The following is a 25,051-nucleotide window of genomic DNA, read 5'->3' on the forward strand; positions in this document are numbered from 1 at the left end:
CGTAGCCAGCCGGGGCCGGCCTCAGGCGGGCACGGGTACCGGCTGCGGCGGGGTCGGGCCGGTGTAGTGCGCGGCCGGGCGGATGATCTTCGAGTCGGCGGCCTGCTCCAGGAGGTTGGCGCTCCAGCCGATCACCCTCGCCGCGCAGAAGGTCGGGGTGAACATCTCGCGCGGCAGCCCGCACAGCTCCATGACCACGCCCGCGTAGAACTCCACGTTGGTGTGCAGCTCACGGCCCGGCTTGAGCTCGGCGAGGATCTCCTCCACCTGCCGCTCGACCTCGACGGCGAAGTCCACGAGCGGCCCGCCGAACTGCCGGGCGATCTCCCGCAGCATCCGCGAACGCGGGTCCTCGGTGCGGTACACGGGGTGGCCGAAGCCCATGATCCGGTCCCCGGCCAGCACCCGCTCCCGGATCCAGGGGCCGATGCGCTCCACCGTGCCGATGGCGTCCAGGGTGTCCAGGGCCCGGCTCGGCGCGCCGCCGTGCAGGGGGCCGGAGAGCGCGCCGATCGCCCCGGTGAGGCAGGCCGCGACGTCGGCACCGGTGGAGGCGATGACGCGGGCGGTGAAGGTGGAGGCGTTGAAGCCGTGGTCGACGGTGGAGATCAGGTACCGCTCGACGGCGCGGGCGCGGACCGGGTCGGGTTCCGTGCCGGTCAGCATCCACAGGTAGTTGGCGGCGTACGGGAGGTCGTCGCGCGGTCCGACCGGCTCCAGGCCCCGGCCCAGCCGGTGCAGGGCGGTGAGCAGGGTGGGCACGGCGGCGCAGGCGGCGAGGGCGTCGGCGGCCCGGCGGCCGGGGTCGAGGTCGTAGACCGGCCGGAAGCCGGAGCGGGCGCCGAGCAGCGAGAGCGCGGTGCGCAGTCCGGAGAGCGGCCCGGAGGGGGCGGTGGCACGGGCGAGGGCCGGGAGGGCGTCCCGCACCTCGACGGGCAGGTGCCGCAGCGTGGCGGTCTCGGCGGCGAAGGCGTCCCGCTCGGCGAGGTCCGCGGGGAGCGTGCCGCGGAACATCAGGTGCCACACGTCCTCGAAGGTGCGGCTCGCGGCGAGTTCGACGGCCGAGTACTGGCGGTAGTGGTAGAAGCCCTCACGGCCCCGGACGTCACCGAGCTGGGTCTCGGTGACCACGACTCCCGCGAGACCGCGGGGTACTTCGACGGTGGTGTTCATGGATCGACCATCCGTCCTTGACTCAATCGATGTCAATATTGATTGAATCAATATATGTAGGCTGTGTGTCATGAGCGACGACCACGGCGACGACCGGCCCCGCGAGACCGGTACCGAGAGACGGCTGACCACCCGCGAGGCCGCGCAGCTCCTCGGGGTGAAGCCCGCGACCGTGTACGCGTACGTCAGCCGCGGCCAGCTCGGCAGCCGCCGCGACGCGGTCGGGCGGGGCAGCACCTTCGACGCCCGTGAGGTGGAGGCCCTGGCGAGGCGCAGCCGGCGGGAGGCCGCGGTCCCCGCCGGGGAGCTCTCCGTGCGCACCTCGCTCACCCTCATCGAGGACGACCGGTACTTCTTCCGGGGCGTCGACGCCGTGGAACTGGCCTCCGCGTACGCCTTCGAGGAGGTCGCCGAATGGCTCTGGACGGGCGCCCTGCCGCGGGGCGCCCGGTTCACCGCTCCCCCGGAGGCGCTCGCCGCCGCCCGGCGGGCGGTGGCCGCGCTGCCCGAGCACAGCGGGCCCCTCGACCGGCTGCGGGTCGCGGTCGCCGCCGCGGCGGTGGTGGACCCGCTGCGCTTCGACCTGTCCGAGGAGGCGGTACTGGGCTCCGCGCGCTGCCTGATCCCGACGCTGGTCGGCGCCCTGCCCGGGCCGTCACCCCGGGAGGCCGGCGGGGACGCCGACGGGCCGCTCGCCCGGGCCCTGTGGCCCCGCCTGACCGGGCGGGAGCCGGACCCCGCGGCAGTCGGCACCCTGGACCTGGCCCTGGCCCTGCTGGCCGACCACGACCTGGCCGCCTCCACCCTGGCGGTACGGGTGGCCGCCTCGGCGCGGGCCCATCCGTACGCGGTCGTCTCGGCCGGGCTCGGCGCGCTGGAGGGTCCCCTGCACGGGGCGGCCGGGCGGCTCGCGCACCGGATGCTGGCGGAGGTGCTGGAGCGGGGCGGTGCCGCGCCGGTGGTGGCGGAGCACCTGCGCGCGGGTCGCCGGGTGCCCGGGCTCGGCCACCGGCTCTACCGGGGCGAGGACCCGAGGGCCCGCGCCCTGTTCGCGCGCCTGGAGGCGCTCCCGCAGGCCGCCCCGGCACTCGGCGCGGCACGTGACGTGGCGGCGGTGACGGCCCGGCACGGGCTGCACGCCAATGTGGACCTGGCGCTGGCGGTACTGACGGTGTCCTGCGGGATGACCGCCGAGGCGGGCGAGACGGTCTTCGCGGTCGCCCGGACGTCGGGCTGGATCGCGCACGCGCTGGAGGAGTACCAGGAACGCCCCCTGCGCATGCGCCCGAGCGGCCACTACACGGGCCCCCGGCCTCCCCGCCCGCTGCCCTGATACCCGCCGCGCCCCCAGGGCGCCGTCCGGAACGGCCGCCATCCGGCCGGCCGGGCCCGGCCGGGCGGTCGCGACGCACCGCCTGCGGGTGGGCCTTCTCATAGACGGGGGAAATTCCGCTTCCTCTCCTGCCCGCCTACGGTGCTAGTCATGCGGTTCCTCCCCACGGGCTCTCGGCGCCTCGGGCTGCCCAGACGGGCCGTCTCACAGATCCTGCTGACGCAGCTGGCGATCGCGGCGGGCGTCGCCGTCCTGGCGACCGGTCTCTTCCTGGCCCCGCTGAGCGGCCAGCTGGACGACCAGGCGATGCGGCGGGCCCTGGCCATCGCCCAGAGCGCGGCGGCGGACCCGTCCCTGGCCGCCGACCTCCTGCGGTCGCGGCCCTCCGCGGACAGCCCCGTGCAGTCCGCCGCCGAGCGGATTCGCCGGGCGACCGGGGCCGAGTACGTCGTCGTCATCGACCTCGACGGCATCCGCCGCTCGCACCCGAGCCCCGACCGCATCGGACGGCCCGTTTCCACCGACCCCGGCGACGCCCTCGCGGGCCACGAGGTGATGGAGATCGACGAGGGCACCCTGGGCCGCTCCGCCCGGGGCAAGGTCCCCCTGGTCGCCGCCGACGGGGAGGTCGTCGGCGCCGTCTCCGTCGGCATCGCCTACGACAGCGTCCGCGACCGGCTGCTCGGTGCCATCCCCGGACTGCTCGCCCATGCGGGCGGCGCCCTGGCCGCCGGTGCGCTGGCCGCCTACCTGCTCTCGCGCCGGATCCAGCGGCAGACCCGCGACCTGGCCTTCTCCGATATCGCGGGCCTCCTCGCAGAGCGCGAGGCCATGCTGCACTCCATCCGAGAAGGGGTGATCGCCCTCGATCCGGACGGCCGGGTCCGCCTCGTCAACGACGAGGCCGCCCGGCTGCTGGGACTCCCCGAGGACAGCGCGGACACCCTCGCCGGCCGGCCCCTGGACGAGGTGCTGGGCACGGGCCGCACCAGCGACGTCCTGACCGGCCGGGTCACCGGCCGTGACCTGCTGACCGTCCAGGGCCCGCGGGTCCTGGTCGCCAACCGCATGCCCACCGCGGACGGCGGAGCCGTCGCCACCCTCCGCGACCGCACCGAGGTGGAGCGCCTGGGCCGCGAACTGGACTCCACCAAAGGCCTCATCGACGCCCTGCGCGCACAGGACCACGAGCACGCCAACCGTCTCCACACCCTGCTCGGCCTGCTCGAACTGGAACTGCACGAGGAAGCCGTCGCCTTCGTCACCGAGGTCGTCGGCGTGCACCGGACCACGGCCGAGCAGGTCACCGAGAAGGTCCACGACCCCCTGCTCGCCGCCCTGCTGGTGGGCAAGGCCACCGTCGCCGCCGAGCGCGGCGTCACGCTGCGCCTCTCCCCGGCCGCCCTCCTCCCCGACCGCCTGGTGGACCCGGGCGGCCTCGTCACGATCCTCGGCAATCTCGTGGACAACGCCATGGACGCGGCCGCCGGCTCGGCCTCGCCCCTGGTCGAGGTCGACATCCGCGCGGAGGGACGCACCGCCGTCCTGCGGGTGCGCGACAGCGGTCCCGGGATCCCCGCCGGCCGGCGCGAGGACGTCTTCACCGAGGGCTGGTCGACCAAGCAGCCCAAGGCCCACCGCGAGCGCGGGCTGGGTCTGGCCCTCGTACGCCGCCTCGCGGAGCGGCAGGGCGGCAGCGCCCGGGCCGGTGAAGCAGCGGACGGAGGGGCGGAGTTCTCCGTCGTACTCCCGGAGGCCCTGCGATGAACGAGACCCCGATCCACGTATTGGTCGTCGACGACGACATGCGTGTTGCCAGGATCAACGCGGCGTACGTGGCGAAGGTTCCCGGATTCCAGGTGTCCGGCGAGGTCCATTCGGCGGCCGAGGCCCTCGGCTTCCTCACCGCCCGCCCGGTGGACCTGGTCCTCCTCGACCACTACCTCCCGGACGGGAACGGCCTCGACCTGGTGCGCCGCCTGCGCCAGCTGGGCCACCACACCGACGTGATCATGGTCACGGCCGCCCGGGACCTGGCCACCGTCCAGGCGGCCATGCGGCTCGGCGCCCTCCAGTACCTGGTCAAGCCGTTCACCTACGCCGGCCTGCGCGCCAAGCTGGAGGCCTACGCCTCCCTGCGCCGCTCCCTCTCCGGCGGCGGCGAGGCCGAACAGGCGGAGGTCGACCGGATCTTCGGCGCCCTCGCCGCGGCCGACACCCCGAACGAGCTGCCCAAGGGCCACTCCCCCACCACCGCGGAGCTGGTCCGCCAGGTGCTGCGCGCCGCCGAAGGCCCCCTGTCCACCCAGCAGATCGCCGACCGCGCCGGCGTCAGCCGGCAGACCGCGCAGCGCTACCTGAAGCTGCTGGACCGCGCCGGCCGCGTCACCCTGGCCCTGCGCTACGGCGAGACCGGCCGCCCCGAACACCGCTACGCCTGGCGCCCGTCGGACACCGCTTAGGAACCGGGCGGCTCACACCGCACCGGCCCCGGTCAGGGAGCGGACCTCCGTCTCGGCGTGCTTGCGCTCGTCCGCCTCCTCCGCCGAGGTGACGGTGCCCAGCCAGCCGGCCAGGAAACCGAGCGGGATCGAGACGATCCCCGGGTTCTGCAGCGGGAAGTACTGGAAGTCCACCCCCGGGAAGAGGGACTCGGGGCTCCCGGAGACGACGGGTGACAGGACGACCAGCAGCACCGCCGGAACCAGCCCGCCGTACACCGACCAGACCGCCCCCCGTGTGGTGAAGCCCCGCCAGAACAGCGAGTACAGCAGCACCGGCAGGTTGGCGGAGGCCGCCACGGCGAAGGCCAGCCCCACCAGGAAGGCCACGTTCAGGTCCTGCGCCAGCAGCCCCAGGGCGATGGCCACCGCCCCGATCCCCACGGCCGCGACCCGGGCCACGGCCACCTCGCTGCGCTGCCTGGCGTGGCGGCGCCTGAGGGAGGCGTACAGATCGTGCGCGACGGAGGCCGACGAGGCCAGGGTGATCCCGGCGACCACGGCGAGGATGGTCGCGAAGGCGATGGCCGACACGATCGCGAACAGGACCGCGCCCCCGGTGGACTCGGCGCCCCCGCCGAGGAAGGCCGCCAGCAGCGGTACGGCCGTGTTCCCGGAGGCGTTCGAGGCCCGCACCTCGTCGGGGCCCACCAGCGCGGCCGCCCCGAATCCGAGGACGACGGTCATCAGGTAGAAGCCGCCGATCAGCGCGATCGCCCACACCACCGACCGGCGGGCGGCCCGCGCGGTCGGCACGGTGTAGAAGCGCGACAGGATGTGGGGCAGCCCGGCGGTGCCCAGGACCAGGGCGAGACCGAGGCTCATGAAGTCGATCCGGGCGGTCCAGTCCCCTCCGTACTTCAGGCCGGGACTCAGGAAGCGGGCCCCGTGCCCGCTGCGCTCCGCGGCGCCGGTCAGGAGCTGGTCGACGTTCCCGTGGAAGCGGAGCAGGACGAGCACGGTCAGGGCGAGGGCCCCGCCCATCAGCAGCACCGCCTTGACGATCTGGATCCAGGTGGTGGCACGCATCCCGCCGAAGGTCACGTAGACCACCATCAGCGCGCCCACGCCGATCACGGTGAGGGTCCGGGCGGCGGGGCCCGCGTCCGAGAGCAGCAGGCCCACCAGGGTGCCCGCCCCGACCATCTGCGCGACCAGGTACAGCACCGAGACGACCACCGAGGAGGTTCCGGCGGCGATCCGGACGGGCCGCTCGCTCATCCGCGCGGCGACCACGTCGGCGAGGGTGAACCGCCCGCAGTTGCGGACCAGTTCGGCGACCAGGAACAGGACCACCAGCCAGGCGACGAGGAAGCCGACGGAGTAGAGCAGGCCGTCGTAGCCGAAGAGGGCGATCAGCCCGGAGATCCCGAGGAAGGAGGCGGCCGACATGTAGTCGCCGGCGATGGCGAAACCGTTCTCCAGCGGTGAGAAGAGCCGCCCGCCCGCGTAGAACTCCTCGGCCGAACCGTGCCGGTTGCGGCTGACCCAGGTCGTGATGCCGAGGGTGACCGCGATGAAGGCGCTGAAGAGGATCAGCGCGAGCGTCTGGTGCTCGGTGGTCACGCGTCCTCCCCGGGGCCGGTCGCCGTCCGCGGCTGCCCGTGCTGCTGCTCGCGGGCGGGCGCCCGTCCCTGTGCGCGCTCCTGGCCCCGTCCCTGTGCGCGTTCCTGTACGCGTTCCTGCTCGAAGACGGTCCAGCGCAGGTCGAGCGCCGCCCGGTCGCGGCGCAGCCGCGCGTGCCGGGCGTAGGCCCAGGTCAGCAGGAAGGTGCTGAGGAACTGTCCGAGGCCGGCCAGCAGGGCCACGTTGACCGCGCCGGCCACGGGCCGGGCCATGAACCCGGGTGCCGCGGTGGCGGCGACCACGTAGGCGACGTACCAGAGGAAGAAGCCGGCGGTCGCGGGGACGACGAACCCGCGGTAGCGGCCGCGGACCTCCTGGAAGGCGGCGCTGCGCTGCACTTCCAGGTAGATGTCGGACGCGCCGGGCCCGGCCCGGCCTCCGGGAGGCGGGGCGACCTGGGCCGGGACCGTGTCCGATCCCTCGCCCCAGCCCACGGCCAGCGCGTCGTACCAGGGGTCGTCCAGCCGGACCGTTCCGGCATCACGGCCTTCGTGCTTGTCCACCGAACTCTCCTTGTCCGCTGCCGCATTGGCCGCGTGCCCACAAGGATGTGCCGGTTGGTCGGTTTCCGGACTGATGTACCGGCGCTCTTCACCCCTTCAGGTGATGGAGCGAGCGGCACCGGTGTGCCGGAACGAAGTTTCCGCATCCGCGGTACCGGCCGCCACCGGCCGGTACCGCGCGCGGGTCAGGCGTCGATGCGCGAGCGGTCCAAGGTCGCCGCGGAGCCGGTGATGAACTCCTTGCGCGGGGCCACCTCATTGCCCATGAGCAGGTCGAAGACCTGCTCGGCGGAGTCCAGGTCGCCGATGTTGATGCGCCGCAGGGTGCGGTGGCGGGGGTCCATGGTGGTCTCCGCCAGCTGGTCCGCGTCCATCTCGCCGAGGCCCTTGTAGCGCTGGATGGCGTCCTTGTACCGGATGTTCTTGCGCTGGTACTCCAGCAGGGTCTGGCGCAGCTCGTTGTCCGAATACGTGTAGACGTACTTGTCCTGGCCCTTCTTGGGCTGGACGAGCTCGATCCGGTGCAGCGGCGGCACGGCCGCGAAGACCCGGCCCGCCTCGACCATCGGGCGCATGTACCGCTGGAAGAGCGTGAGCAGCAGGCATCGGATGTGCGCGCCGTCCACGTCGGCGTCGACGAGGAGGACGATCTTCCCGTAGCGGGCGGCGTCGATGTCGAAGGTGCGGCCGGAGCCGGCTCCTATGACCTGGATGATCGCTCCGCACTCGGCGTTCTTGAGCATGTCCGAGACCGAGGACTTCTGGACGTTGAGGATCTTGCCCCGGATCGGCAGCAGCGCCTGGAACTCGGAGTTCCGCGCGAGCTTGGCCGTACCGAGCGCGGAATCGCCCTCGACGATGAAGAGCTCGCTGCGCTCCACGTCGTCGCTGCGGCAGTCGGCCAGCTTGGCGGGCAGCGAGGAGGACTCCAGCGCGGTCTTGCGGCGCTGCGCCTCCTTGTGCTGGCGGGCCGCGATCCTGGTCCGGGCGGCCGCGACGATCTTCTCCATCACGGCGCGGGCCTGCTGCTTGTCGTCGCGCTTGGTGGAGGTCAGGAAGGCCTTGAGCTCCTTGGCGACGACGGCGGCCACGATCCGGGTGGCCGCGGAGGTGCCGAGCACCTCCTTGGTCTGGCCCTCGAACTGCGGCTCGGCGAGCCGGACGGTGACGACCGCCGTCATGCCCTCCATGGCGTCGTCCTTGACCACGTCGTCCTCGGCGACGCGCAGCAGCTTCGCGGAGCGCAGCACCTCGTTCACCGTCTTGGTGACCGAGCGCTCGAATCCGGAGACATGGGTGCCGCCCTTGGGGGTGGCGATGATGTTCACGAAGGACTTGACGCCGGTCTCGTACCCCGTGCCCCAGCGCAGGGCGATGTCCACGCCGAGCTCGCGGGTGACCTCGGTGGGGGTCATGTGGCCGCGGTCGTCGAGGACCGGGACGGTCTCCTTGAAGGTGCCCGAGCCGGTCAGGCGCAGGACGTCGCAGACGGCCTTGTCCGGGGCGAGGTAGTCGCAGAACTCGCTGATGCCCCCGTCGAAGCGGAAGGTCTCCTCGGTCTTGCCCGCGCCGTCGAGGCCCCGCTCGTCGCGGACGAGGATGGTCAGGCCAGGCACGAGGAAGGCGGTCTGGCGGGCGCGCTGGTAAAGGGTCTCCAGGGAGAGCCGGGCGTCCTTGAGGAAGATCTGGCGGTCGGCCCAGTAGCGGACCCGGGTGCCCGTCCTGCCCTTGGGGATCCGCTTGACCTTGCGCAGCCCGCTCGCGGGGTCGAAGGCGCTGTCGGGGTCCTGGTCCGCGAAGACGCCGGGGACGCCGCGGCGGAAGCTGATGGCGTGGGTGGAGCTGCCCCGGTCGACCTCGACGTCCAGGCGGGACGACAGGGCGTTGACCACGGAGGCGCCGACGCCGTGCAGACCGCCGGAGGCCGCGTACGATCCCCCGCCGAACTTGCCGCCGGCGTGCAGCTTGGTCATGACGACCTCGACCCCGGACAGGCCGGTCTTGGGCTCTACGTCGACCGGGATGCCGCGGCCGTTGTCGCGGACCTCGACGGAGGCGTCGTCGTGGAGGATCACCTCGATGTGGTCGCAGTAGCCGCCCAGGGCCTCGTCGACGGAATTGTCGATGATCTCCCAGAGGCAGTGCATCAGGCCTCGGCTGTCGGTGGAGCCGATATACATACCGGGGCGCTTGCGGACGGCCTCGAGGCCTTCGAGGACGAGCAGGTGCCGCGCGGTGTAGTTGGAGCCGTCCCGGTCTGCTCCGGACAGCAGCGCGCTGGAAGGCACGGACGTGTCGGCGGTCACGCAGTTCGCTCCTCGCTGAATTTCTTTTCTGGCCCGGTCGGGCGCAGGGATGGCTCGGTCGCCGCTCGAAGGGTACCGAGGCCTGGTAGAGCCGATGCAACGCCACCCTCGTGGCTCCCACAGCGTAGTGCAGATCCGCACGGATGTTCGATCCCCCGTGGGGGTGAAGCAAACATCACGTTCCCTTCGACGCATGAACCATTTAGGGTTCGGGCACGTCCTCATGCACAACCGGCACTCACGCCGGGAGGACGAGAACTGCTACAAGCGAACGACTGACAACGCGAAACCGTAAAGCAACGCAATACGGCTCCTTCGCCGCCAACCGGCAGCAGCCGGCCAGCTTCGGAAGGAAGTTTCGAGGAAAAGCCGCGAGCGGGAACGTTTTCGGCCTGGTTGGATGTTGACCCTGGTACGACAGCTCGTCGAGCTAGAGAAGAGGCGACGTGACTACTGTTCTGACACCCGCGACCCCGCTGACGGCCGCTGACCGATGCGACCGTTGCGGCGCCCAGGCATATCTGCGCGTCGTCCTCCTGAGCGGTGGTGAACTGCTCTTCTGCGCCCACCACGGGCGTAAGTTCGAGCCGGAACTCAAGAAGATCGCCGCGGAAATACAGGATGAGACCGAGCGGCTTACGCCCGCTCCGGCCGCCGCCAGCGCGGCCGACGAGGACCGCTGACACAAGCCTGAACCTCGCATCCGACGAGCCAGGACCGGCCAGGCCGGTCGACGGGCGGCATCTCTGAGACCCAGGGATGGCCGCCCGTCCTCATGTCCGGGGCCGCCCGGACCCCGCCGCTTCCGGCCCGCGTACCCCTTCACGGGCCGTACGGACCACCTGGAGCCCCTCCGCGGCCACGGGCGGTGTCCTCAGAGCTCGCGCGGCCGTACGTCCCCCTGCGGGCCGCTCACGAAGCCGACCAACGGGGCGATCCGGGTGTACACCCCCGGACTGTCCGCGCGCCCGCAGCCCCGGCCCCAGGACACCAGCCCGATGAGCCGCCCCTGGGCCACCAGCGGCCCGCCGCTGTCACCCTGGCAGGCGTCCTTCCCGCCGGAGCGGTCGCCCGCGCACACCATGGAGTCCTCCTGGTAGCGCCCGTCCGAGTCCCCCGGGTACGCCCGGCGGCAGACGTCGTCCGCCAGTACCGTGACCCGCGCCGCCCGCAGGCCGTACGCGTAGTCGCCGAAGCCGCTGGTGTCTCCCCACCCGTACACGGCCGCCTCGGTGCCCGCTCCGTAGGCGGGGTGGCCGGCGCCGGCCATGGGGAGGACGTGGTCCGCCGGCACCGCTTCGGCCAGCTCCAGGACGGCCAGGTCCCCGGCGTTGGTCCCGGGGTCGTAGGCCGGGTTCACCCGGGCCCCCAGTACCGCGATCTCGCGGCCCTCGGGCGCGCGGAGCTCCGTACGCCCGGTGATCACGCGGAAGTCGGTGACGGATTCGACGGGCCCGCCCAGCACCTGCCGGCCCAGGCAGTGCGCCGCCGTCACCACCGTGGTGGGTGCCACGACGACACCCCCGCAGAACTGCCCGTCGCGGATACCCCCGAACCGGTCACGGCTGGCGAGGGCCACCACCCACGGACTGTCGGCGACCCGCACCGGGCTCCCGCCTATGACGATGCTGTCCGCGGCCACCCTGGGCGCCTGGGCCAGCGGCGCCGCGGCCGCTCCCGCCACGAGGGTCAGGGCGCCCACCAGGACACGGGCGAAGGGACGACGCATGAGGCCTCCTGACTCTGAGTGTGCTCGAATACACCCAGAGTGGGATGACCCGGGAACATGCGCACCTGCTGCCCGGGGCGGTGCCGGAGGCCCGCCGGAGCTGTCGAGGGCACGCCGAAGCCCGCTCGAGGGCAGCTCGGGACCCGGCCTAGCCCGGGGCCGCGCCCGCCCGCGGCCCCCGGCCCGGCTCAGTCCAGGTAGTCGCGCAGCACCTGCGAACGCGAAGGGTGGCGCAGCTTCGACATCGTCTTCGACTCGATCTGGCGGATGCGCTCGCGGGTGACCCCGTAGACCTTGCCGATCTCGTCGAGGGTCTTGGGCTGCCCGTCGGTCAGTCCGAAGCGCATCGAGACCACGCCGGCCTCGCGCTCGCTCAGCGTGTCGAGGACCGAGTGGAGCTGCTCCTGCAGGAGCGTGAAGCTCACGGCGTCGGCCGGGACGACCGCCTCGGAGTCCTCGATGAGGTCACCGAACTCGCTGTCGCCGTCCTCGCCGAGCGGGGTGTGCAGGGAGATCGGCTCACGGCCGTACTTCTGGACCTCGATGACCTTCTCGGGGGTCATGTCGAGTTCCTTGGCGAGCTCCTCCGGGGTGGGCTCGCGGCCCAGGTCCTGGAGCATCTGGCGCTGCACGCGGGCGAGCTTGTTGATCACTTCGACCATGTGCACCGGGATGCGGATGGTGCGGGCCTGGTCGGCCATGGCGCGGGTGATCGCCTGCCGGATCCACCAGGTGGCGTACGTGGAGAACTTGTAGCCCTTGGTGTAGTCGAACTTCTCGACCGCGCGGATGAGGCCCAGGTTGCCTTCCTGGATCAGGTCGAGGAAGAGCATGCCGCGGCCGGTGTAGCGCTTGGCCAGGGAGACGACGAGGCGGAGGTTGGCCTCCAGCAGGTGGTTCTTGGCGCGGCGGCCGTCCTCGGCGATGATCTCCAGCTCGCGCTTGAGCTTGGGGGCCAGCTTGTCGGAGTTCGCCAGCTTGTCCTCGGCGAACAGGCCCGCCTCGATCCGCTTGGCGAGCTCGACCTCCTGCTCGGCGTTGAGGAGGGGGACCTTGCCGATCTGCTTGAGGTAGTCCTTGACGGGGTCGGCGGTGGCACCGGCCACGACGACCTGCTGGGCGGGGGCGTCGTCCTCGTCGTCGGAGATGACGAAGCCCTTGTTCTCGCCGCCCTCGTCCTCTTCCTCTGCCTCCGCCTTCACGGCCTCGGGGCCCTCTTCCAGGGCCTCCTCTTCGCCCTCGTCGGCGGTCTTCTTGGCGGCCGTCTTCTTCGCCGCCGTCTTCTTCGCGGCGGTCTTCTTGGCGGTGGCCTTCTTGGCGGCGGTCTTCTTCGCCGCCGTCTTCTTCGCGGCGGGCTCGGGCGCGGGCTCCCCGGCGAGCGCGTCGGCGGTGCCGGGGTCCGTCGTCCCCGGCTCCGCGACGGCGTCGGCCGCTGCCGGGGCGGCCGCCGTCTTGGCCGCGACGGTCTTCGTCGTCGTCCGCTTCGCGGGAGTCTTCGCCGCGACGCTCTTGCGGGGGGTGCGCTTGGGCGACTCCGCGGCACTGACCATCAGCGTCACACCCTCTTCCTCGAGGATCTGGTTGAGGCTGCGCAGAACATTCTTCCACTGGGTCGCTGGAATCTGGTCAGCCTCGAAGGCCCGACGCACGTCATCGCCGGCGATCTGCCCCTCGGCCTTGCCCCGCTCGATGAGCGCCATCACAGACTCGGAATCGGCGATCTCCGGCGGGAGCGTACGGGATGTGCTGGCCGACACGAACAACCTCTCGGAACGATGGGAACGGCTTCCGACCCCGGCGTGGTGCTGGACCGGAGCCGACGACCACCGACTGGGGATGGGCCGGGGGCGCGGGCAGGGGCCGGGGAGCTGCACAGCATCCCCAAGGGCTGCTGTCTTCCCTCCGTCGGCCATCACCTCTTAGTTCATCGCGTGACGTCGCGGAGCGTTACGCCCAATCTTCGTGTCCCGAGTGCGCCTCTCCGTGGCTTGCGTCACACGGCGTACGCACCCGTGCCGGTCGCGCGGCCGTACGGCCCGGCCGGGGGCCGCCGCGCGGGGAGGCCCGCACGCCGATGTCGCCGGGCCCGAAGGACCCGGCGACCGGTGGTGCGCTCCCACGCCCCCGTGCGTCGGAGCGTCAGTGCTCGCGCGGTGCGGGGACCACGCGCTCTACCTCCGGGTGCACCGTCAGGAGCTGGCGCATGGCGTTCTCCGCACCCACGCTGTCGCCGGAGGCCAGGGCCTCGACCATGCGCGCGTGGTGCGCCACGCAGGTTTCGCTGGGGCGGTCGCAGGAGGTGACGGGGTTGCCGGAGACCTGGAGGGCGGCGGAGACGATGCCCGAGAGGTGCTCCAGCATGCGGTTGCCCGCGATCTGGATCAGGAGCGAGTGGAACTCGTTGTCGGCGCGCGCGAAGGTGATCGCGTCTCCCTGCCCGAGGGCGTGGCCCATGATCTCGACCATGTCGGAGAGGCGCTGCTGGACGTCGGGGCGGTCGTGGCCGGCGGCGAGGCGGGCGGCCAGCGGCTCGATCGTCCAGCGGAGCTCGTTGAGCTCGCGGCGCTGGTCGTCGCGCTGGGGACCGAAGGCGCGCCACTCGATGATGTCGGGGTCGAGGAGGTTCCAGTCGGCGACCGGCCGGACCCGGGTGCCCACGTTGGGCCGGGCGCTGACGAGGCCCTTGGCCTCCAGGACGCGCAGTGATTCGCGGACGACGGTGCGGGAGACCTCGAAGCGCTGGCCGATCTCCTCGGGCACCAGGGGCCGGTCCGCGCCGAGGTCGCCGGAGACGATCATCTGGCCGAGCTGCTGGACGAGTTGGCCGTGGAGCCCGCGGCCGCGGCTGCCGGCCGCGCGGCGGCCGACGCGGCTCAACTCGACGTCGCCGCCGTCCCAGTGGGGTGGCCCCACCCGGTCGGAGCCGGCGGCCTCCGCGTAGGGGTAGCGGTCGAGATCGCCCGGGCCGGCGAGGCCGGTGTCGGCATGGCGGGCGGCGGTCATCATGGTGTGCGCAAGGGTACTCACGAATCCTTTGTCGGCCGTGCCTCCATGACCCTTGAGGTCTTTGGTGAAAAGCACACGAAAGGGTGATCGGTGCCACCTACGCAATTGACGACTTATCGTAAGGAACCGGACCTTTTGCGGGGAGTTGCGGTCCGCTTCGCGTGACTTCGTGCGAAGCGGTCTTCACCGGTCACCCGGCAGTCGCCTCCCGCATCACAACGATCACCAACGGACTCGTGCGCGCAGTCCTGTGAACCCATAGGCGCACAACAGGACCATCAGCGACAACACCAGCGCCGTGCCGACGGGTTGGGCCATCACCCGAAGGGCCCCCAGCACGAAGCGGTCCGCCTCCGCGGGCCAGGGTGCGGAGGCCAGGGCCCGCAGCCGGGAGGCCACCCCGCCCGCCGGGTACGCGGACTGCCCCTCCAGGGCTCTGCGCACCAGCGGCACGACCGCCACCGGTACGGCGATCACGGCGGCCATGCCCGCGAGGGAGGACCGGAAGGCCCCGGAGGCGAGCACCCCGGCCCAGGCGCAGCCGACCAGCAGCCCGGCCCAACTCGCTGCGGCGGCGGGCCAGTCGGCCGGTACCCGCAGCGGTGCCGCGCCGAAGACGAGGCGCAGCGCCGCGGCGTCGGCGGTGACCACGAGGGCTCCCAGCAGGAGGGCGAGGGCGGCGCACACCCCGAGCTTGGCCGTGAGCAGCCCCAAGCGGCGCGGCACGGTGCCGCGGTCGGCCGCGAGGGCGGGGTAGCGGTACTCCTCGCCGAAGGCCAGGGCGCCCAGCAGTCCGGCGCCGAGCGCGGCCGGGGGCAGCGGGAACGGCCGCGGCCAGGCGGCGAGGATCCGGTGGAGCGGGGTGTGGCCGGTGCGGGCCAGCACGAGGGCGGTGGCGGCGGAGACGGCGACGACCAGGGCGGCCGTGAGGAAGGGGGTGGCGGTGCCGAAGACGCGGCGCAGCTCGTAGCGCAGCGGTCGCAGCGGGCCGCCCACTCGGCGCACCGGCGGGGCCGGGCGCGCGGGACGGTCGGAGCGGGCGTGCCGGGCGTGCCCGGCGAGGGCCCGCGCACGCCCGGCGGACGCGTGGGCGGGGGCGGCGGGGCCGGGTGCGGGCGGGGTTTCGGCGGGCGGTTCGGTGCGGGCCCCTCCGGCGGGGCCCGCACCGGCGGCGCCGGGTTCGCGGTGGAGGCCCGCGCCACCGCCGGCCCCGGCAACGCCCGGTCCGGTGCGGACCTGGGCGGCGGCTTCCACCCGTGCCTCCGCGCGGGCTTCCACCCGGGCGCCGGAGCCGGCTCCGGTGCGGGCCTGCGGCACGGGCGGGACGGGCGCTCCGGTGTCGCCGGTCTCGTCGGCGAGCTGGTGGACCAGTACGCCGTGACGGAACGCGGCCTCGCCCACCTCGGCGCAGTTGCTCCCGTACACCGAGAGCCGGCTGCCGCTCTCCTCGACGATCTCGACCACCCGGTGCGCGGCCCTGGCCTCCCGGCCCAGTACGTCGGCCAGCCGGGCGGCGTGCGGGGTGCGCACGGCGACGCGGGGCCGCAGCCTGGTGCGCGCGAAGTCCGCGGCGTCCTGGTCGGCGACGAGCCGGCCCGCGGCGATGGAGACGACCCGGTCCGCGCTGCGGGCGGCCTCCTTCGCGTCGCCCGTGGTGAAGAGCACGGCTCCGCCCAGGGAGGCGTGGCCGCGCAGCAGGCCGTACAGCCAGGCCCGGTCCCGGGGGGCCAGCCCCGCCGTGGGCTCGTCGAGGATCAGGGTGCAGGGATCGGCGAGCATGGCCGCGGCCAGCCCGACCCGGCGGTCCATGCCGGCCGAGAGGGAGCCGAGCCGCTGGTCGCGCAGGCCGCCGATGCCGACGACCTCCATCATGGTGTCGGCCCGGGAGGCCGGGACGCCGACGGCGGCGCAGAGCATCCGCAGCTGACCGCGGACCGTCCGCGACGGGTGTCCGGGGACGTCGCCGAGGAGGACCCCGACCTCACGGGCCGGATGCGGGATCCGGTGCAGCGGGCGGCCGCGGAAGTAGGTGACGCCGCGGCCCGGTTCGAGTTCGAGCATGAGCCGCAGTGCGGTGGTCTTGCCCGAACCCGGCTCTCCGAGCAGGGCGGTCACGCACCCCGGGCGGGCCTCGAAGGTGAGGTCGTCCACGAGGGGCGGGAGATCTCGACGGGGTGTGCTGGTAAGTCCGATGGCCTGGAGCATCGCTTCTCTCGCGGGGTGTGAGACCGCTCTGCGGCAGCGTGGGTACCGCAAGCAAGATAACGCGATATGTCCGATTTTGTGCGCAACCGCCCCGGGTCCGTGCAGATATGGCCGCAGGCAGGCCCCCGGACGGCGGAGGGCGCCGTCGGCGCGGCTCCGGCTGGTCAGACCTCGGGGCGCAGCATGGGCGGGTTGAGCAAGGTCGCGCCGCCGGCCCTGAAGAGCTGGGCGGGCCGTCCGCCCTGACGGGTCGTCGTCCCCCCGGCGGGCACCAGGAACCCGGGGGTCCCGGTGACCTTGCGGTGGAAGTTGCGCGGGTCGAGCGCCACGCCCCACACGGCCTCGTACACCCTCCGCAGCTCACCCACGGTGAACTCGGGCGGGCAGAAGGCGGTGGCCAGGGAGGAGTACTCGATCTTCGAGCGGGCCCGCTCGACGCCGTCGGCGAGGATCGTGGCGTGGTCGAAGGCGAGCCCGGCGGAGGCCCGGTCCGGGCCTTCCAGGAGTTCGTCGACGGGAGCCCAGCGGGCGCTGTTGGCGTCGCCGCCGGCCCTCGGGGCGGGCAGGTCGGGGGCGAGGACCAGGTGCGCCACGCTGACCACCCGCATCCGGGGGTCGCGCTGCGGGTCCCCGTAGGTGGCGAGCTGCTCGAGGTGCGCGCCGTTGCCCATGCCGGGTGCGGCCGGGTCGTGCGCGCACAGCCCGGTCTCCTCGGAGAGTTCCCTGGCCGCGGCACCGGCCAGGTCCTCGTCCCCGCGCACGAAGCCGCCGGGCAGCGCCCAGCGCCCTTGGAACGGCTGCTCACCCCGTCGGACGACCAGCGCGCAGAGCGCGTGGCGCCGCACGGTGAGCACGACCAGGTCGACGGTGACGGCGAAGGGCGGAAAGGCCGACGGGTCGTAGGGAGACATGCCGCGATCATAGTCGTCTGCTTGACGATAAACAGTCCTTTGGTGATCCCGAGGGCGGTGATCCGGAGCGCGGACCGGATCCTCCCCACCGCGCGGGACCGCCTCCCGGCCTTCGTCTCAGCCTCCCAGTTGCAGGCCATCGGCGGCCTCCTCCACCATGCCGACGCCGAGGCGGCTGACCCGGACGGTGAAGGCCTCCCCCGCCACCCGCAGGCCGGAGAGGCGCAGGGCGCCGAGCGGGGCGCCCGCCCGGGGGGCCACGGCGACGGTGCCCGCCGGGGCGTCGGGGCGGATGCCGGCGAGGGCGGTGAGCGCGTGGATCCCGGCGGCGGCGGCCACCGCGGCCGGCCGGCAGGCCGCGGGATGCGGCAACGGGGCACTGCCCGCCGTGCGCTGCTCGGCGGCGTACATCTCCGGCAGCCGGTATCCGAAGGCCTCGGCCGCGTCGAGCAGGCCCCGCAGCAGCCCGGCGGTCTCCTTCTCGAAGCCCGCCTGGGCCAGCCCGGCCACCGCGAGGGCGCTCTCGTGCGCCCGGACCGCTCCGGACCGGTGGCCGAAGGGGTTGTGCCCCGGCTCCCTGGTGGCCATGCTCCGCAGCCCCCACCCCGAGTCCATGGCGGGGGCTCCGAGCAGCCGGGCGAGCTGTTCGGTACGGACGACGTCCAGCAGCCCGGGGGCGAGCCGGCCCCCGCCGAGCAGGCCCGGGTCCAGCAGGTGCGCGGCGGCTCCGGTGAGCCGGGGCAGCGGCCGGCCGTCGGGGTGCAGGGCGGCGGCGGGGCGGCCCCCGTCCGGGCCGTCGATCCAGAACCGGTCCCGGAACCGCTCCCGCAGCGCGGCCGCCCACTCCCGCCACTCCCCCGCTCCGCCGCGCCCGCACCCGTCCAGCAGATCGGCGCCGAGGAGCGCGGCCCGATGGGCGTGGGCCTGGGTCTCGCAGCGCCGCGGCCCCGGATCGGGATCGGCCAGGAAGCCGTCCTCCCCGAGCGCCCCGCGCAGCCAGTCCAGGCAGCGCTCCGCGACGGGCAGCAGCCGGGCCACGTCCTCCTCGGGCAGGCCCCAGCGCCGGGCCTCCGCGAGCACCGCCGGAAAGCCGAGGGTGGCTTCGGTCCCGGTGCACCCGGGCGGCAGCTGCGGCCCGGCGGCCCGCAAGGGACCCGGGATCTTCCCCGCGTCCGGGCCCCGTCCCCCGGTCTGGGCGCGGGCCAGCGTCCGCAGCGTGGCGGCCGCCAGTCCGGTGCCGAGCGGCAGTGCCATCCGCGCGGCCCACAGCGACTCCGCCGGGGCGAGCCCGAGCCGCCACGGCACTCCTGCCGCGGCGAAGGCGTCGCCGGGTGCCGCGGGGTCCCGCAGGAGCAGGGCCCGGAGGTCCTCGACGCTGGTGCGGAACCAGGCGTCGGCCCTCGGGTCGTCCCCCTCGGCGCGGGCTGCGGCCAGCGGGTTCGCCACCTGCCCTGCGGGGACCCGCGTGAGCCGGTCGGGGGTGGTCCGCAGCTCGATGGTGCGGGATTCGCCGGGGCCCAGTTCGAGTTCCCAGCGCAGGAGCCCGGCCGAGGCGAGGGCGTCGTCGGGGGCCGGTTCGGCGGTGGTGACGGCCACGGCGTCCCCGCTGCCCCACCGCAGTCCCGCCGCGTGCACCGCGGCGGGAAGCTCCGGCCCGGCGCGCCCCGCGGCCACCGCGGCCAGGTCGGCCAGGTCGGTGCCGAGGGAGACCTCGACGGGCAGGCGCAGGGGGCGGGCGGCGAAGCTGCGCACGGTGATGCGCTCGGTGCCGTCGGCGTGGCGGACCCGTTCCACCCCGATGTCGGGGTCCGGTCCGGGTTCGACTCCGGTGCGGACGGTGGCGGTGAAGGCGGCCCGGTCGGCGCCGAGGCTGCGGCCGTGGAGGGCGACCGGGTCCCGCCCGGCGACGCGCAGCACGCAGCGGGACAGCAGCCGGCGCCCGGAGCGGTAGATCCCGTCGGTGCCCCGCCCGGTCAGCTGGCCGTGCTCGGGCGAGATGGCCAGGCAGGGGGCGGCGACGCAGACGACCGCCCCGTGCACCGGAGGCAACTCGGCCCTGCGCCCGGCGGCACCGCCGCCACCGCCACCAGCAGACGCCTGTCCGGGCAACCCGGCTCCGCCGTCTCGCCCCTGCCCGAGCGGGCCCGCGCCCGCGCCGGACGGCTGCCCCGAGGGCTGCCACGCCGACCCGACGGCCCCCGGCGGGAGACCGGCCGAGCGCTCCGGCGGGTGGCCGGGCGCCGGTTCGGGTGGACGGGGCGCCGGAGTGGGAGGGGGCCCGGGCGGGCCGCTGCGGGGTACGGAGGGAGCCATGTGCCGCCTTGTCTGCGCTCCGGCCGGTTCTGCGGGGCGGCGGCGCGGCCGGGCCCCCACCACCCTCCACCTGAACGTCCCCACCCCCACCCTGGTCACGGGCCCGGGTGGCGGCTGCGCGCGCCTGGCGGGGCGATTCCGGGGCGGGGCCGTGCCGGCCGGCCGCCGTCGGGCCCCCGCACGGACCTGGCGGGGGCTCACTGCCCGCTCCCCTCGGGGCGGCGGGAGGCGCGGCGGTGCCGCCCGGTGCGGCGGCCGGGCGGGCGGGTGGCCGCGGCCCGCCTCCTGCGGCCCGGTTCGCGGCGCCTGCGCTCCTCGCGCAGGCACTCCCGCAGGCCCTCGGGGTCGATGCCCTCGTTGCAGGCGTGGTGGAGCAGCTGGGCGAAGCGGTACTCGGCGTCGGCGCGCAGGGCCAGCCCGAAGGCGATCCGGGCGGTCGGCTCGTCACCGGTGGACCACGAGACCCAGCCGGCCAGGGTCAGCGGGGCGGCCGCGTGTTCCCCGTAGGCCCCGACGCAGCGCCGGGCGAGGGCCCGCCACAGCCTCAGGGCGGGGGCGGCCTCCTCGTCCTCCATCCACTCGGCGGCGATGTCGCGGATCTCCCGGTCCTGGAGCCCGAGGATCACGGCGGCGGCCTCGTCGTGGCCGAGCAGCGCGTCGTCCCAGTCGTCGGCGCGGGGGCCGCCCTCCACGGGCGGTGCGAGGGTCAGGCGCCGCATCAGGGTCCGGGCCAGGGCGAGGGTCTCCGCGCCGACCTCCTCCCTGGTCGCCCCGTCGAGGATCCTCGGCACGAGGGCGGTGGCGGCCCGCTCCAGGGCTTCCTCCTGCTCGACGGCCCAGGTCCCGCCGAGCGGGGTCAGCCGGCTTTCGATTTCCTTGAGGGAGCCCCGGACCTGGAGCCCCGCGAAGGTGGCCGCGGCGGCCATCACCGAGGTGCCGGGCGGGGCCAGCGGGTTTCCCTCGGCCGGGCAGCATCCGTCGTCGCCGCAGGTGTAGGACCAGTAGCGGCCGGCGGAGAGGCACAGGGCCTCCAGGACCGGTACGTCGAGGGCGCCGCAGGCGATCCGCAGCCGCTGGGCGAGCGGCCGCAGCCGGGTCATGACCCGCTGCCCGCTCTCGCCGTCCCTGGGGTCCTGGCAGAGGAAGACCACGATGCCGTCGGGCTTGTCGCCGCGCCGTTCGCTGCCGCGGATCAGGCATTCGGCGACCTGCCGGGCGGTGTCCTCCCATTCCGCGGGGGCGAGGGGGATGCCCACGCGGAGCCGGCCGCCGAAGCGTCCGTTCTCGCCGTGCACGGTGACCATGACGAGGGAGTCGGTGGGGTGGAAGCCGAGCATGTAGGGCAGCGCGTCGGCCAGTTCCGCCGGGCTGCGCAGGGTGATCTGGGATTCGGAGGGGGCTCCGGAAGGACTGAGGGAGGGCCGTCCGGACGGGCTGGGTGATTCGCTGTTCGTCGTCATGCGTCGACGGTCCCGTGCCCGGCCCGGACCGGAAACCCCTGTGGATAACTCGTCCGGTCTTGAACATCCACAGGTGCGGGGCCGCATTGGCGCGATGTCAGAGGCATCGGGTTGCATGGGGGCATGAACGCAGACCTGAGGTCCTCGGCCGATTCCGTACTCGCCCGCCTCGTGGGCGACCCCACGGGCACCGCACGGCTGCGCGAGGACCAGTGGCGGGCGATCGAGGCCCTCGTCGCGCACAAGCGGCGGGCCCTGGTCGTGCAGCGCACGGGCTGGGGCAAGTCCGCGGTCTACTTCGTGGCCACCTCCCTGCTGCGGGCCGCCGGAGCCGGTCCGACGGTCATCGTCTCCCCGCTGCTCGCGCTGATGCGCAATCAGGTCGAGGCCGCCGCCCGGGCCGGTATCCACGCGCGCACCATCAACTCCGCCAACCCCGAGGAGTGGGAGGGCATCCAGGCCGAGGTGGCGGCGGGCGAGGTCGACGTCCTGCTGGTCAGCCCGGAGCGGCTCAACAATCCCGACTTCCGCGACCAGGTGCTCCCCAAGCTGGCGGCGGCCACGGGGCTGCTCGTGGTCGACGAGGCGCACTGCATCTCCGACTGGGGCCACGACTTCCGTCCCGACTACCGCCGGCTGCGCACGATGCTCGCCGATCTCCCGCCGGGCGTTCCCGTGCTGGCGACGACCGCGACCGCCAACGCCCGGGTGACGGCCGACGTCGCGGAGCAGCTGGGTACCGGCGCCGGCACGGACGCGCTGGTGCTGCGCGGCCCGCTGGACCGCGAGAGCCTGAGCCTGGCCGTCCTGACGCTGCCCGACGCGGCCCACCGGCTGGCCTGGCTCGCCGACCACCTGGCCGAGCTGCCGGGTTCCGGAATCGTCTACACCCTGACGGTGGCCGCCGCCGAGGAGGTCACCGCCTACCTGCGCCACCGCGGGCACACGGTCTCCTCGTACACCGGCAAGACCGAGAACGCCGACCGCGAGCAGGCGGAGAGCGACCTCCAGGCCAACCGGGTCAAGGCCCTGGTGGCGACGTCCGCCCTGGGGATGGGCTTCGACAAGCCCGATCTGGGCTTCGTGGTGCACCTGGGCTCGCCCTCCTCCCCCATCGCCTACTACCAGCAGGTCGGCCGCGCGGGCCGCGGTGTCGAGCACGCCGAGGTCCTGCTGCTGCCGGGCCGGGAGGACGAGGCGATCTGGCAGTACTTCGCGTCGGTGGCCTTCCCTCCGGAGGAGCAGGTCCGCCGCACCCTGGACGTGCTGGCGCAGGCGGGCCGTCCGCTGTCACTGCCCGCTCTGGAGCCGCTGGTCGACCTGCGCCGCACCCGGCTGGAGACGATGCTCAAGGTGCTCGACGTCGACGGCGCCGTCCACCGCGTCAAGGGCGGCTGGACCGCCACCGGTGAGCCCTGGGCCTACGACGCCGAGCGCTACGCCTGGGTGGCCAGGCAGCGGGCCGCGGAGCAGCAGGCGATGCGGGACTACGTGGCGACCACCGCGTGCCGGATGGAGTTCCTGCGCCGCCAGCTCGACGACGAGGAGGCCGTTCCCTGCGGCCGCTGCGACAACTGTGCCGGCGCCCGCTTCACAGCGGAGGTCTCCGGTGCCGCGCTGGACACCGCCCGGGGCGAACTGGGCCGTCCCGGCGTGGAACTGGAACCGCGCAGGATGTGGCCGACCGGCCTCGCGGCGGTGGGCGTGGACCTCAAGGGGCGGATCCCGGCCGGGGAGCAGTCCTCTACCGGCCGCGCCCTGGGCAGGCTGTCCGACATCGGCTGGGGCAACCGGCTGCGCCCCATGCTGGCCCCGCAGGCGGCCGATCAGCCCGTTCCGGACGATGTCGTACAGGCCGTGGTGGCCGTGCTCGCCGACTGGGCCCGGGGGCCCGGCGGTTGGGCCTCGGGGGCGGCCGACGCCCCGGCCCGGCCCGTGGGCGTGGTGGCGCTGCCTTCGCGCAGCCGCCCCCAGCTGGTCGGTTCCCTGGCCGCGCGCATCGCCGAGGTGGGGCGGCTCCCGCTGCTGGGATCCCTGGAATACACGGATCAGGCACCGGAGTTCGGGCTGCCGTCCTCGAACAGCGCCCAGCGGGTCCGGGCGCTCCACCAGGCGTTGACCGTCCCGCCAGCCCTGGCGGCCAGCCTTGCCGGGGTCCAGGGTCCGGTGCTCCTCGTCGACGATCGCGCGGAGAGCGGATGGACCCTCGCGGTGGCCGCCCGGCTGCTGCGGCGGGCAGGGGTCGAAGGGGTGTTTCCGCTGGTGCTCGCCCTCCAGCCGTAGCGGAATGCGTCATCTCCGGTGTGGCGGGGCAAGGATATGAGCGGCATACCGGCGAATTCCGGTCCGCGGCCGCAAATGCTCATTGCCCCATCCTCGCGGGCCGCGCGAGAATCGGAGTGCTCCCGCTCGGCTCGTCGGCACTCTCCTGGGCCGCGCCGCGGCGCGCCCACACCTCAGCCGTGCCCGTACGCGGGCGTGTACCCGAAGGGAGGACCGTGACCTTCGGATTCGCCCCGTCCTCGACCACGTCACTGGCAGCGGCGGCCGGTGGCACGAGCCGGCACGGCAGACTGCTCGAGCCCTCCGAGTGGACGGCGGCGGGGGTTCCCCTGCTGCGCAATCCGCGCGAGGTGGTCAGCGGGCTGCACTCCCGCCACAGCCCGGTTCCGGCCACGGCCGTCATTGCCGTGCTGGGCCCCGAGGAAGAGCTCGTCGCGAGCGCCTCGTTCGTGCAGAAGTCCGTTTCGGCGGACGGCTGGGAGTACCGCAACGCGCTGCTCTCGCGGCTGCGCCGGATCATCCCGCACGACCTGCGGCGACGGACCCCGGTCCGGACGGCGGTGCTGATGTACTGCCGTGAGGGTGACGAGCGCTGGACCGAGGAGGACGGCGCCTGGATGTGGGGGCTGCGTGACGCCTGCACGCTGCACGGGCTGCGCTGCGGCGCGTACATCACGCTGACCCGCGGCGGCTGGCAGGTGCTGGGGGACGGCCGGGGCGGGCGGCGGCCCGGCTCGGACTCGCGTCCGGAGCCGCTGGGCTCCGTGACCACCGATCCCGCACCGCTCACCCTGAGCACCGTGGGCGGCGCCGCGGAGGCCCTGCGCCGGACCGCCGCGCGCTGAGGCCCGCGCCGGCGGGCTCCGGCGCGGCGGCGCCCCGGAAACCGTCGGCACCGCCGGCACCGGCCGGCCGGGGGCGGCCTTCAGCGGGGCCGGCCCGCGGCCCGCCCCGCCCCTCGCCCGTACGGGATACGGAGCGTCAGACGCTCGCGCTCAGCACGGAGTTGATCTGCGCGACGTCGCCGCACACGATCAGCAGCGCACCCGCCCGGGCGAGCGCCACCGGCAGCGCGGTGGAAGTCGCCCCGGCCGGTCCGCCGTTGGCCGCGAAGACCACGACGGGGCGGCCGGAGGCGCGCTGCACGTGCGCCGCGTCCGCGTAGAAGACGTCGTCCCCGGCGTCGTGCTGGGCCCAGTAGGAGGCCTCGCCGAAGGACAGCTCGTGGGCGGCCCACGGGTGCGGGTCGCCGGTGGTGATCACCAGGATCTCGCCGGGCGCGCGCCCGGTGTCGAGCAGCAGGTCCACGGCCTCCTCGGCCGCGTCCAGCGCACCCTCGGCGGAGGCCGGGATCAGCTGGACCTGCGGAACCGCCGCCGAGACGGACGGCGCGGCGGAGGCTGCGGGAACGGGTCCGGGGGTGGCCTGTGCCGCGCGCGGCGCGGGCGGACCGGGCCGGGGGGCGACACCCGCGGGGCTCGCCGCCGCGGGAGAGGGACCGGGGCGCCCGGGCCGGGGAACGGCTACGGGACGCGGACCAGGTACAGGGCGGGGGGTCTGCGCGGTGCGGCTCGCGGCCGGCGTGACGCGGGGACCCTGGGCACTCTCGTGAATCTGAGGCTCCTCGATGGCGGGGGTGAGAGGCGGGAGTTGATATCTATCAAACACCGGTACGAAACGTACCGGTCGGTGGCACGTGGGT

18 protein-coding genes are annotated in these 25,051 nt (G+C 74.1%); 6 read left to right on the top strand and 12 right to left on the bottom strand.

Going from position 1 to position 25,051, the window contains the following annotated elements; all coding sequences use genetic code 11:
* Window positions 1-21: 21 nt before the first annotated feature.
* The gene (locus tag ACZ51S_RS19705) at window positions 22-1,173 is read right to left on the bottom strand and encodes a citrate synthase/methylcitrate synthase (protein ID WP_468802829.1); all 1,152 of its coding nucleotides are present in this window, start codon (window positions 1,171-1,173) and stop codon (window positions 22-24) included.
* A gap of 70 nt (window positions 1,174-1,243) precedes the next feature.
* On the opposite strand from ACZ51S_RS19705, the gene ACZ51S_RS19710 reads away from it, so the two are divergent.
* The 3 genes from ACZ51S_RS19710 to ACZ51S_RS19720 all read left to right on the top strand — a co-directional run bounded on the left by ACZ51S_RS19710 (window position 1,244) and on the right by ACZ51S_RS19720 (window position 4,968).
* Window positions 1,244-2,506 (top strand): citrate synthase, encoded by a 1,263-nt coding sequence (locus ACZ51S_RS19710; RefSeq protein ID WP_468802830.1) that lies wholly within the window; start codon window positions 1,244-1,246, stop codon window positions 2,504-2,506.
* A 150-nt stretch (window positions 2,507-2,656) separates the two neighbouring features.
* Entirely contained in the window at window positions 2,657-4,273 is a 1,617-nt protein-coding gene (locus tag ACZ51S_RS19715) for an ATP-binding protein (protein WP_468475270.1), read from the top strand.
* Entirely contained in the window at window positions 4,270-4,968 is a 699-nt protein-coding gene (locus ACZ51S_RS19720; RefSeq protein WP_468475269.1) for a DUF7342 family protein, read from the top strand. Before ACZ51S_RS19715 ends, ACZ51S_RS19720 begins: the two co-directional genes overlap by 4 nt.
* Before the next feature lie 12 nt (window positions 4,969-4,980).
* On the opposite strand, the gene ACZ51S_RS19725 is transcribed toward ACZ51S_RS19720, so the two are convergent.
* The 3 genes from ACZ51S_RS19725 to ACZ51S_RS19735 form a co-directional block, all read right to left on the bottom strand.
* Entirely contained in the window at window positions 4,981-6,573 is a 1,593-nt protein-coding gene (locus ACZ51S_RS19725) for a solute symporter family protein (RefSeq protein ID WP_468885692.1), read from the bottom strand.
* Window positions 6,570-7,136, bottom strand: a complete 567-nt coding sequence (locus ACZ51S_RS19730; protein ID WP_468802832.1) for a DUF485 domain-containing protein — start codon at window positions 7,134-7,136, stop codon at window positions 6,570-6,572. Before ACZ51S_RS19730 ends, ACZ51S_RS19725 begins: the two co-directional genes overlap by 4 nt.
* Before the next feature lie 185 nt (window positions 7,137-7,321).
* Complete coding sequence (locus tag ACZ51S_RS19735) at window positions 7,322-9,442, bottom strand: DNA gyrase/topoisomerase IV subunit B (RefSeq protein ID WP_468475266.1); 2,121 nt, start codon at window positions 9,440-9,442, stop codon at window positions 7,322-7,324.
* Between the two features lie 446 nt (window positions 9,443-9,888).
* On the opposite strand from ACZ51S_RS19735, the gene ACZ51S_RS19740 reads away from it, so the two are divergent.
* Window positions 9,889-10,125: a DUF7455 domain-containing protein gene (locus tag ACZ51S_RS19740; RefSeq protein ID WP_468802833.1), complete on the top strand. Its 237-nt coding sequence runs from the start codon at window positions 9,889-9,891 to the stop codon at window positions 10,123-10,125.
* Window positions 10,126-10,316: 191 nt separating this feature from the next.
* Here ACZ51S_RS19740 and ACZ51S_RS19745 read toward each other — a convergent pair whose 3' ends face one another.
* The 7 genes from ACZ51S_RS19745 to ACZ51S_RS19775 all read right to left on the bottom strand — a co-directional run bounded on the left by ACZ51S_RS19745 (window position 10,317) and on the right by ACZ51S_RS19775 (window position 21,066).
* The gene (locus tag ACZ51S_RS19745) at window positions 10,317-11,171 is read right to left on the bottom strand and encodes a serine protease (protein ID WP_468802834.1); all 855 of its coding nucleotides are present in this window, start codon (window positions 11,169-11,171) and stop codon (window positions 10,317-10,319) included.
* A gap of 188 nt (window positions 11,172-11,359) precedes the next feature.
* The gene (locus ACZ51S_RS19750) at window positions 11,360-12,928 is read right to left on the bottom strand and encodes an RNA polymerase sigma factor (RefSeq protein ID WP_468802835.1); all 1,569 of its coding nucleotides are present in this window, start codon (window positions 12,926-12,928) and stop codon (window positions 11,360-11,362) included.
* 382 nt (window positions 12,929-13,310) lie between these two features.
* Complete coding sequence (locus tag ACZ51S_RS19755; protein WP_468475263.1) at window positions 13,311-14,252, bottom strand: FadR/GntR family transcriptional regulator; 942 nt, start codon at window positions 14,250-14,252, stop codon at window positions 13,311-13,313.
* A gap of 147 nt (window positions 14,253-14,399) precedes the next feature.
* Entirely contained in the window at window positions 14,400-16,382 is a 1,983-nt protein-coding gene (locus ACZ51S_RS19760) for an ATP-binding cassette domain-containing protein (protein ID WP_468802836.1), read from the bottom strand.
* Between the two features lie 164 nt (window positions 16,383-16,546).
* Complete coding sequence (locus ACZ51S_RS19765) at window positions 16,547-17,293, bottom strand: NUDIX hydrolase (RefSeq protein ID WP_468961572.1); 747 nt, start codon at window positions 17,291-17,293, stop codon at window positions 16,547-16,549.
* 117 nt (window positions 17,294-17,410) lie between these two features.
* Entirely contained in the window at window positions 17,411-19,606 is a 2,196-nt protein-coding gene (locus tag ACZ51S_RS19770) for a glycogen debranching N-terminal domain-containing protein (RefSeq protein ID WP_468802837.1), read from the bottom strand.
* A gap of 197 nt (window positions 19,607-19,803) precedes the next feature.
* Window positions 19,804-21,066, bottom strand: coding sequence for a DUF4192 domain-containing protein (locus ACZ51S_RS19775; RefSeq protein ID WP_468478863.1), 1,263 nt, complete (start codon window positions 21,064-21,066; stop codon window positions 19,804-19,806).
* 123 nt (window positions 21,067-21,189) lie between these two features.
* On the opposite strand from ACZ51S_RS19775, the gene ACZ51S_RS19780 reads away from it, so the two are divergent.
* Both ACZ51S_RS19780 and ACZ51S_RS19785 read left to right on the top strand, forming a co-directional pair.
* Window positions 21,190-23,349: a RecQ family ATP-dependent DNA helicase gene (locus ACZ51S_RS19780; protein WP_468802838.1), complete on the top strand. Its 2,160-nt coding sequence runs from the start codon at window positions 21,190-21,192 to the stop codon at window positions 23,347-23,349.
* Window positions 23,350-23,564: 215 nt separating this feature from the next.
* A complete protein-coding gene (locus ACZ51S_RS19785; protein ID WP_388938264.1) occupies window positions 23,565-24,194 on the top strand; it encodes a hypothetical protein in 630 nt (209 codons plus the stop codon).
* Between the two features lie 136 nt (window positions 24,195-24,330).
* On the opposite strand, the gene ACZ51S_RS19790 is transcribed toward ACZ51S_RS19785, so the two are convergent.
* Window positions 24,331-25,017: a hypothetical protein gene (locus ACZ51S_RS19790; RefSeq protein ID WP_468802839.1), complete on the bottom strand. Its 687-nt coding sequence runs from the start codon at window positions 25,015-25,017 to the stop codon at window positions 24,331-24,333.
* Window positions 25,018-25,051 lie beyond the last annotated feature (34 nt).

The sequence above is a fragment of the Streptomyces sp. NPDC034043 genome (assembly GCF_055575675.1).

Excerpts from the sequence above, each read along its gene's own strand:
- ACZ51S_RS19780 (WP_468802838.1), top strand. The coding sequence starts at position 21,190 with ATGAACGCAGACCTGAGGTCCTCGGCCGATTCCGTACTCGCCCGCCTC.
- ACZ51S_RS19705 (WP_468802829.1), bottom strand. The coding sequence starts at position 1,173 with ATGAACACCACCGTCGAAGTACCCCGCGGTCTCGCGGGAGTCGTGGTC.
- ACZ51S_RS19765 (WP_468961572.1), bottom strand. The coding sequence starts at position 17,293 with ATGTCTCCCTACGACCCGTCGGCCTTTCCGCCCTTCGCCGTCACCGTC.
- ACZ51S_RS19710 (WP_468802830.1), top strand. The coding sequence starts at position 1,244 with ATGAGCGACGACCACGGCGACGACCGGCCCCGCGAGACCGGTACCGAG.
- ACZ51S_RS19770 (WP_468802837.1), bottom strand. The coding sequence starts at position 19,606 with ATGGCTCCCTCCGTACCCCGCAGCGGCCCGCCCGGGCCCCCTCCCACT.
- ACZ51S_RS19760 (WP_468802836.1), bottom strand. The coding sequence starts at position 16,382 with ATGCTCCAGGCCATCGGACTTACCAGCACACCCCGTCGAGATCTCCCG.
- ACZ51S_RS19775 (WP_468478863.1), bottom strand. The coding sequence starts at position 21,066 with ATGACGACGAACAGCGAATCACCCAGCCCGTCCGGACGGCCCTCCCTC.
- ACZ51S_RS19720 (WP_468475269.1), top strand. The coding sequence starts at position 4,270 with ATGAACGAGACCCCGATCCACGTATTGGTCGTCGACGACGACATGCGT.
- ACZ51S_RS19715 (WP_468475270.1), top strand. The coding sequence starts at position 2,657 with ATGCGGTTCCTCCCCACGGGCTCTCGGCGCCTCGGGCTGCCCAGACGG.
- ACZ51S_RS19745 (WP_468802834.1), bottom strand. The coding sequence starts at position 11,171 with ATGCGTCGTCCCTTCGCCCGTGTCCTGGTGGGCGCCCTGACCCTCGTG.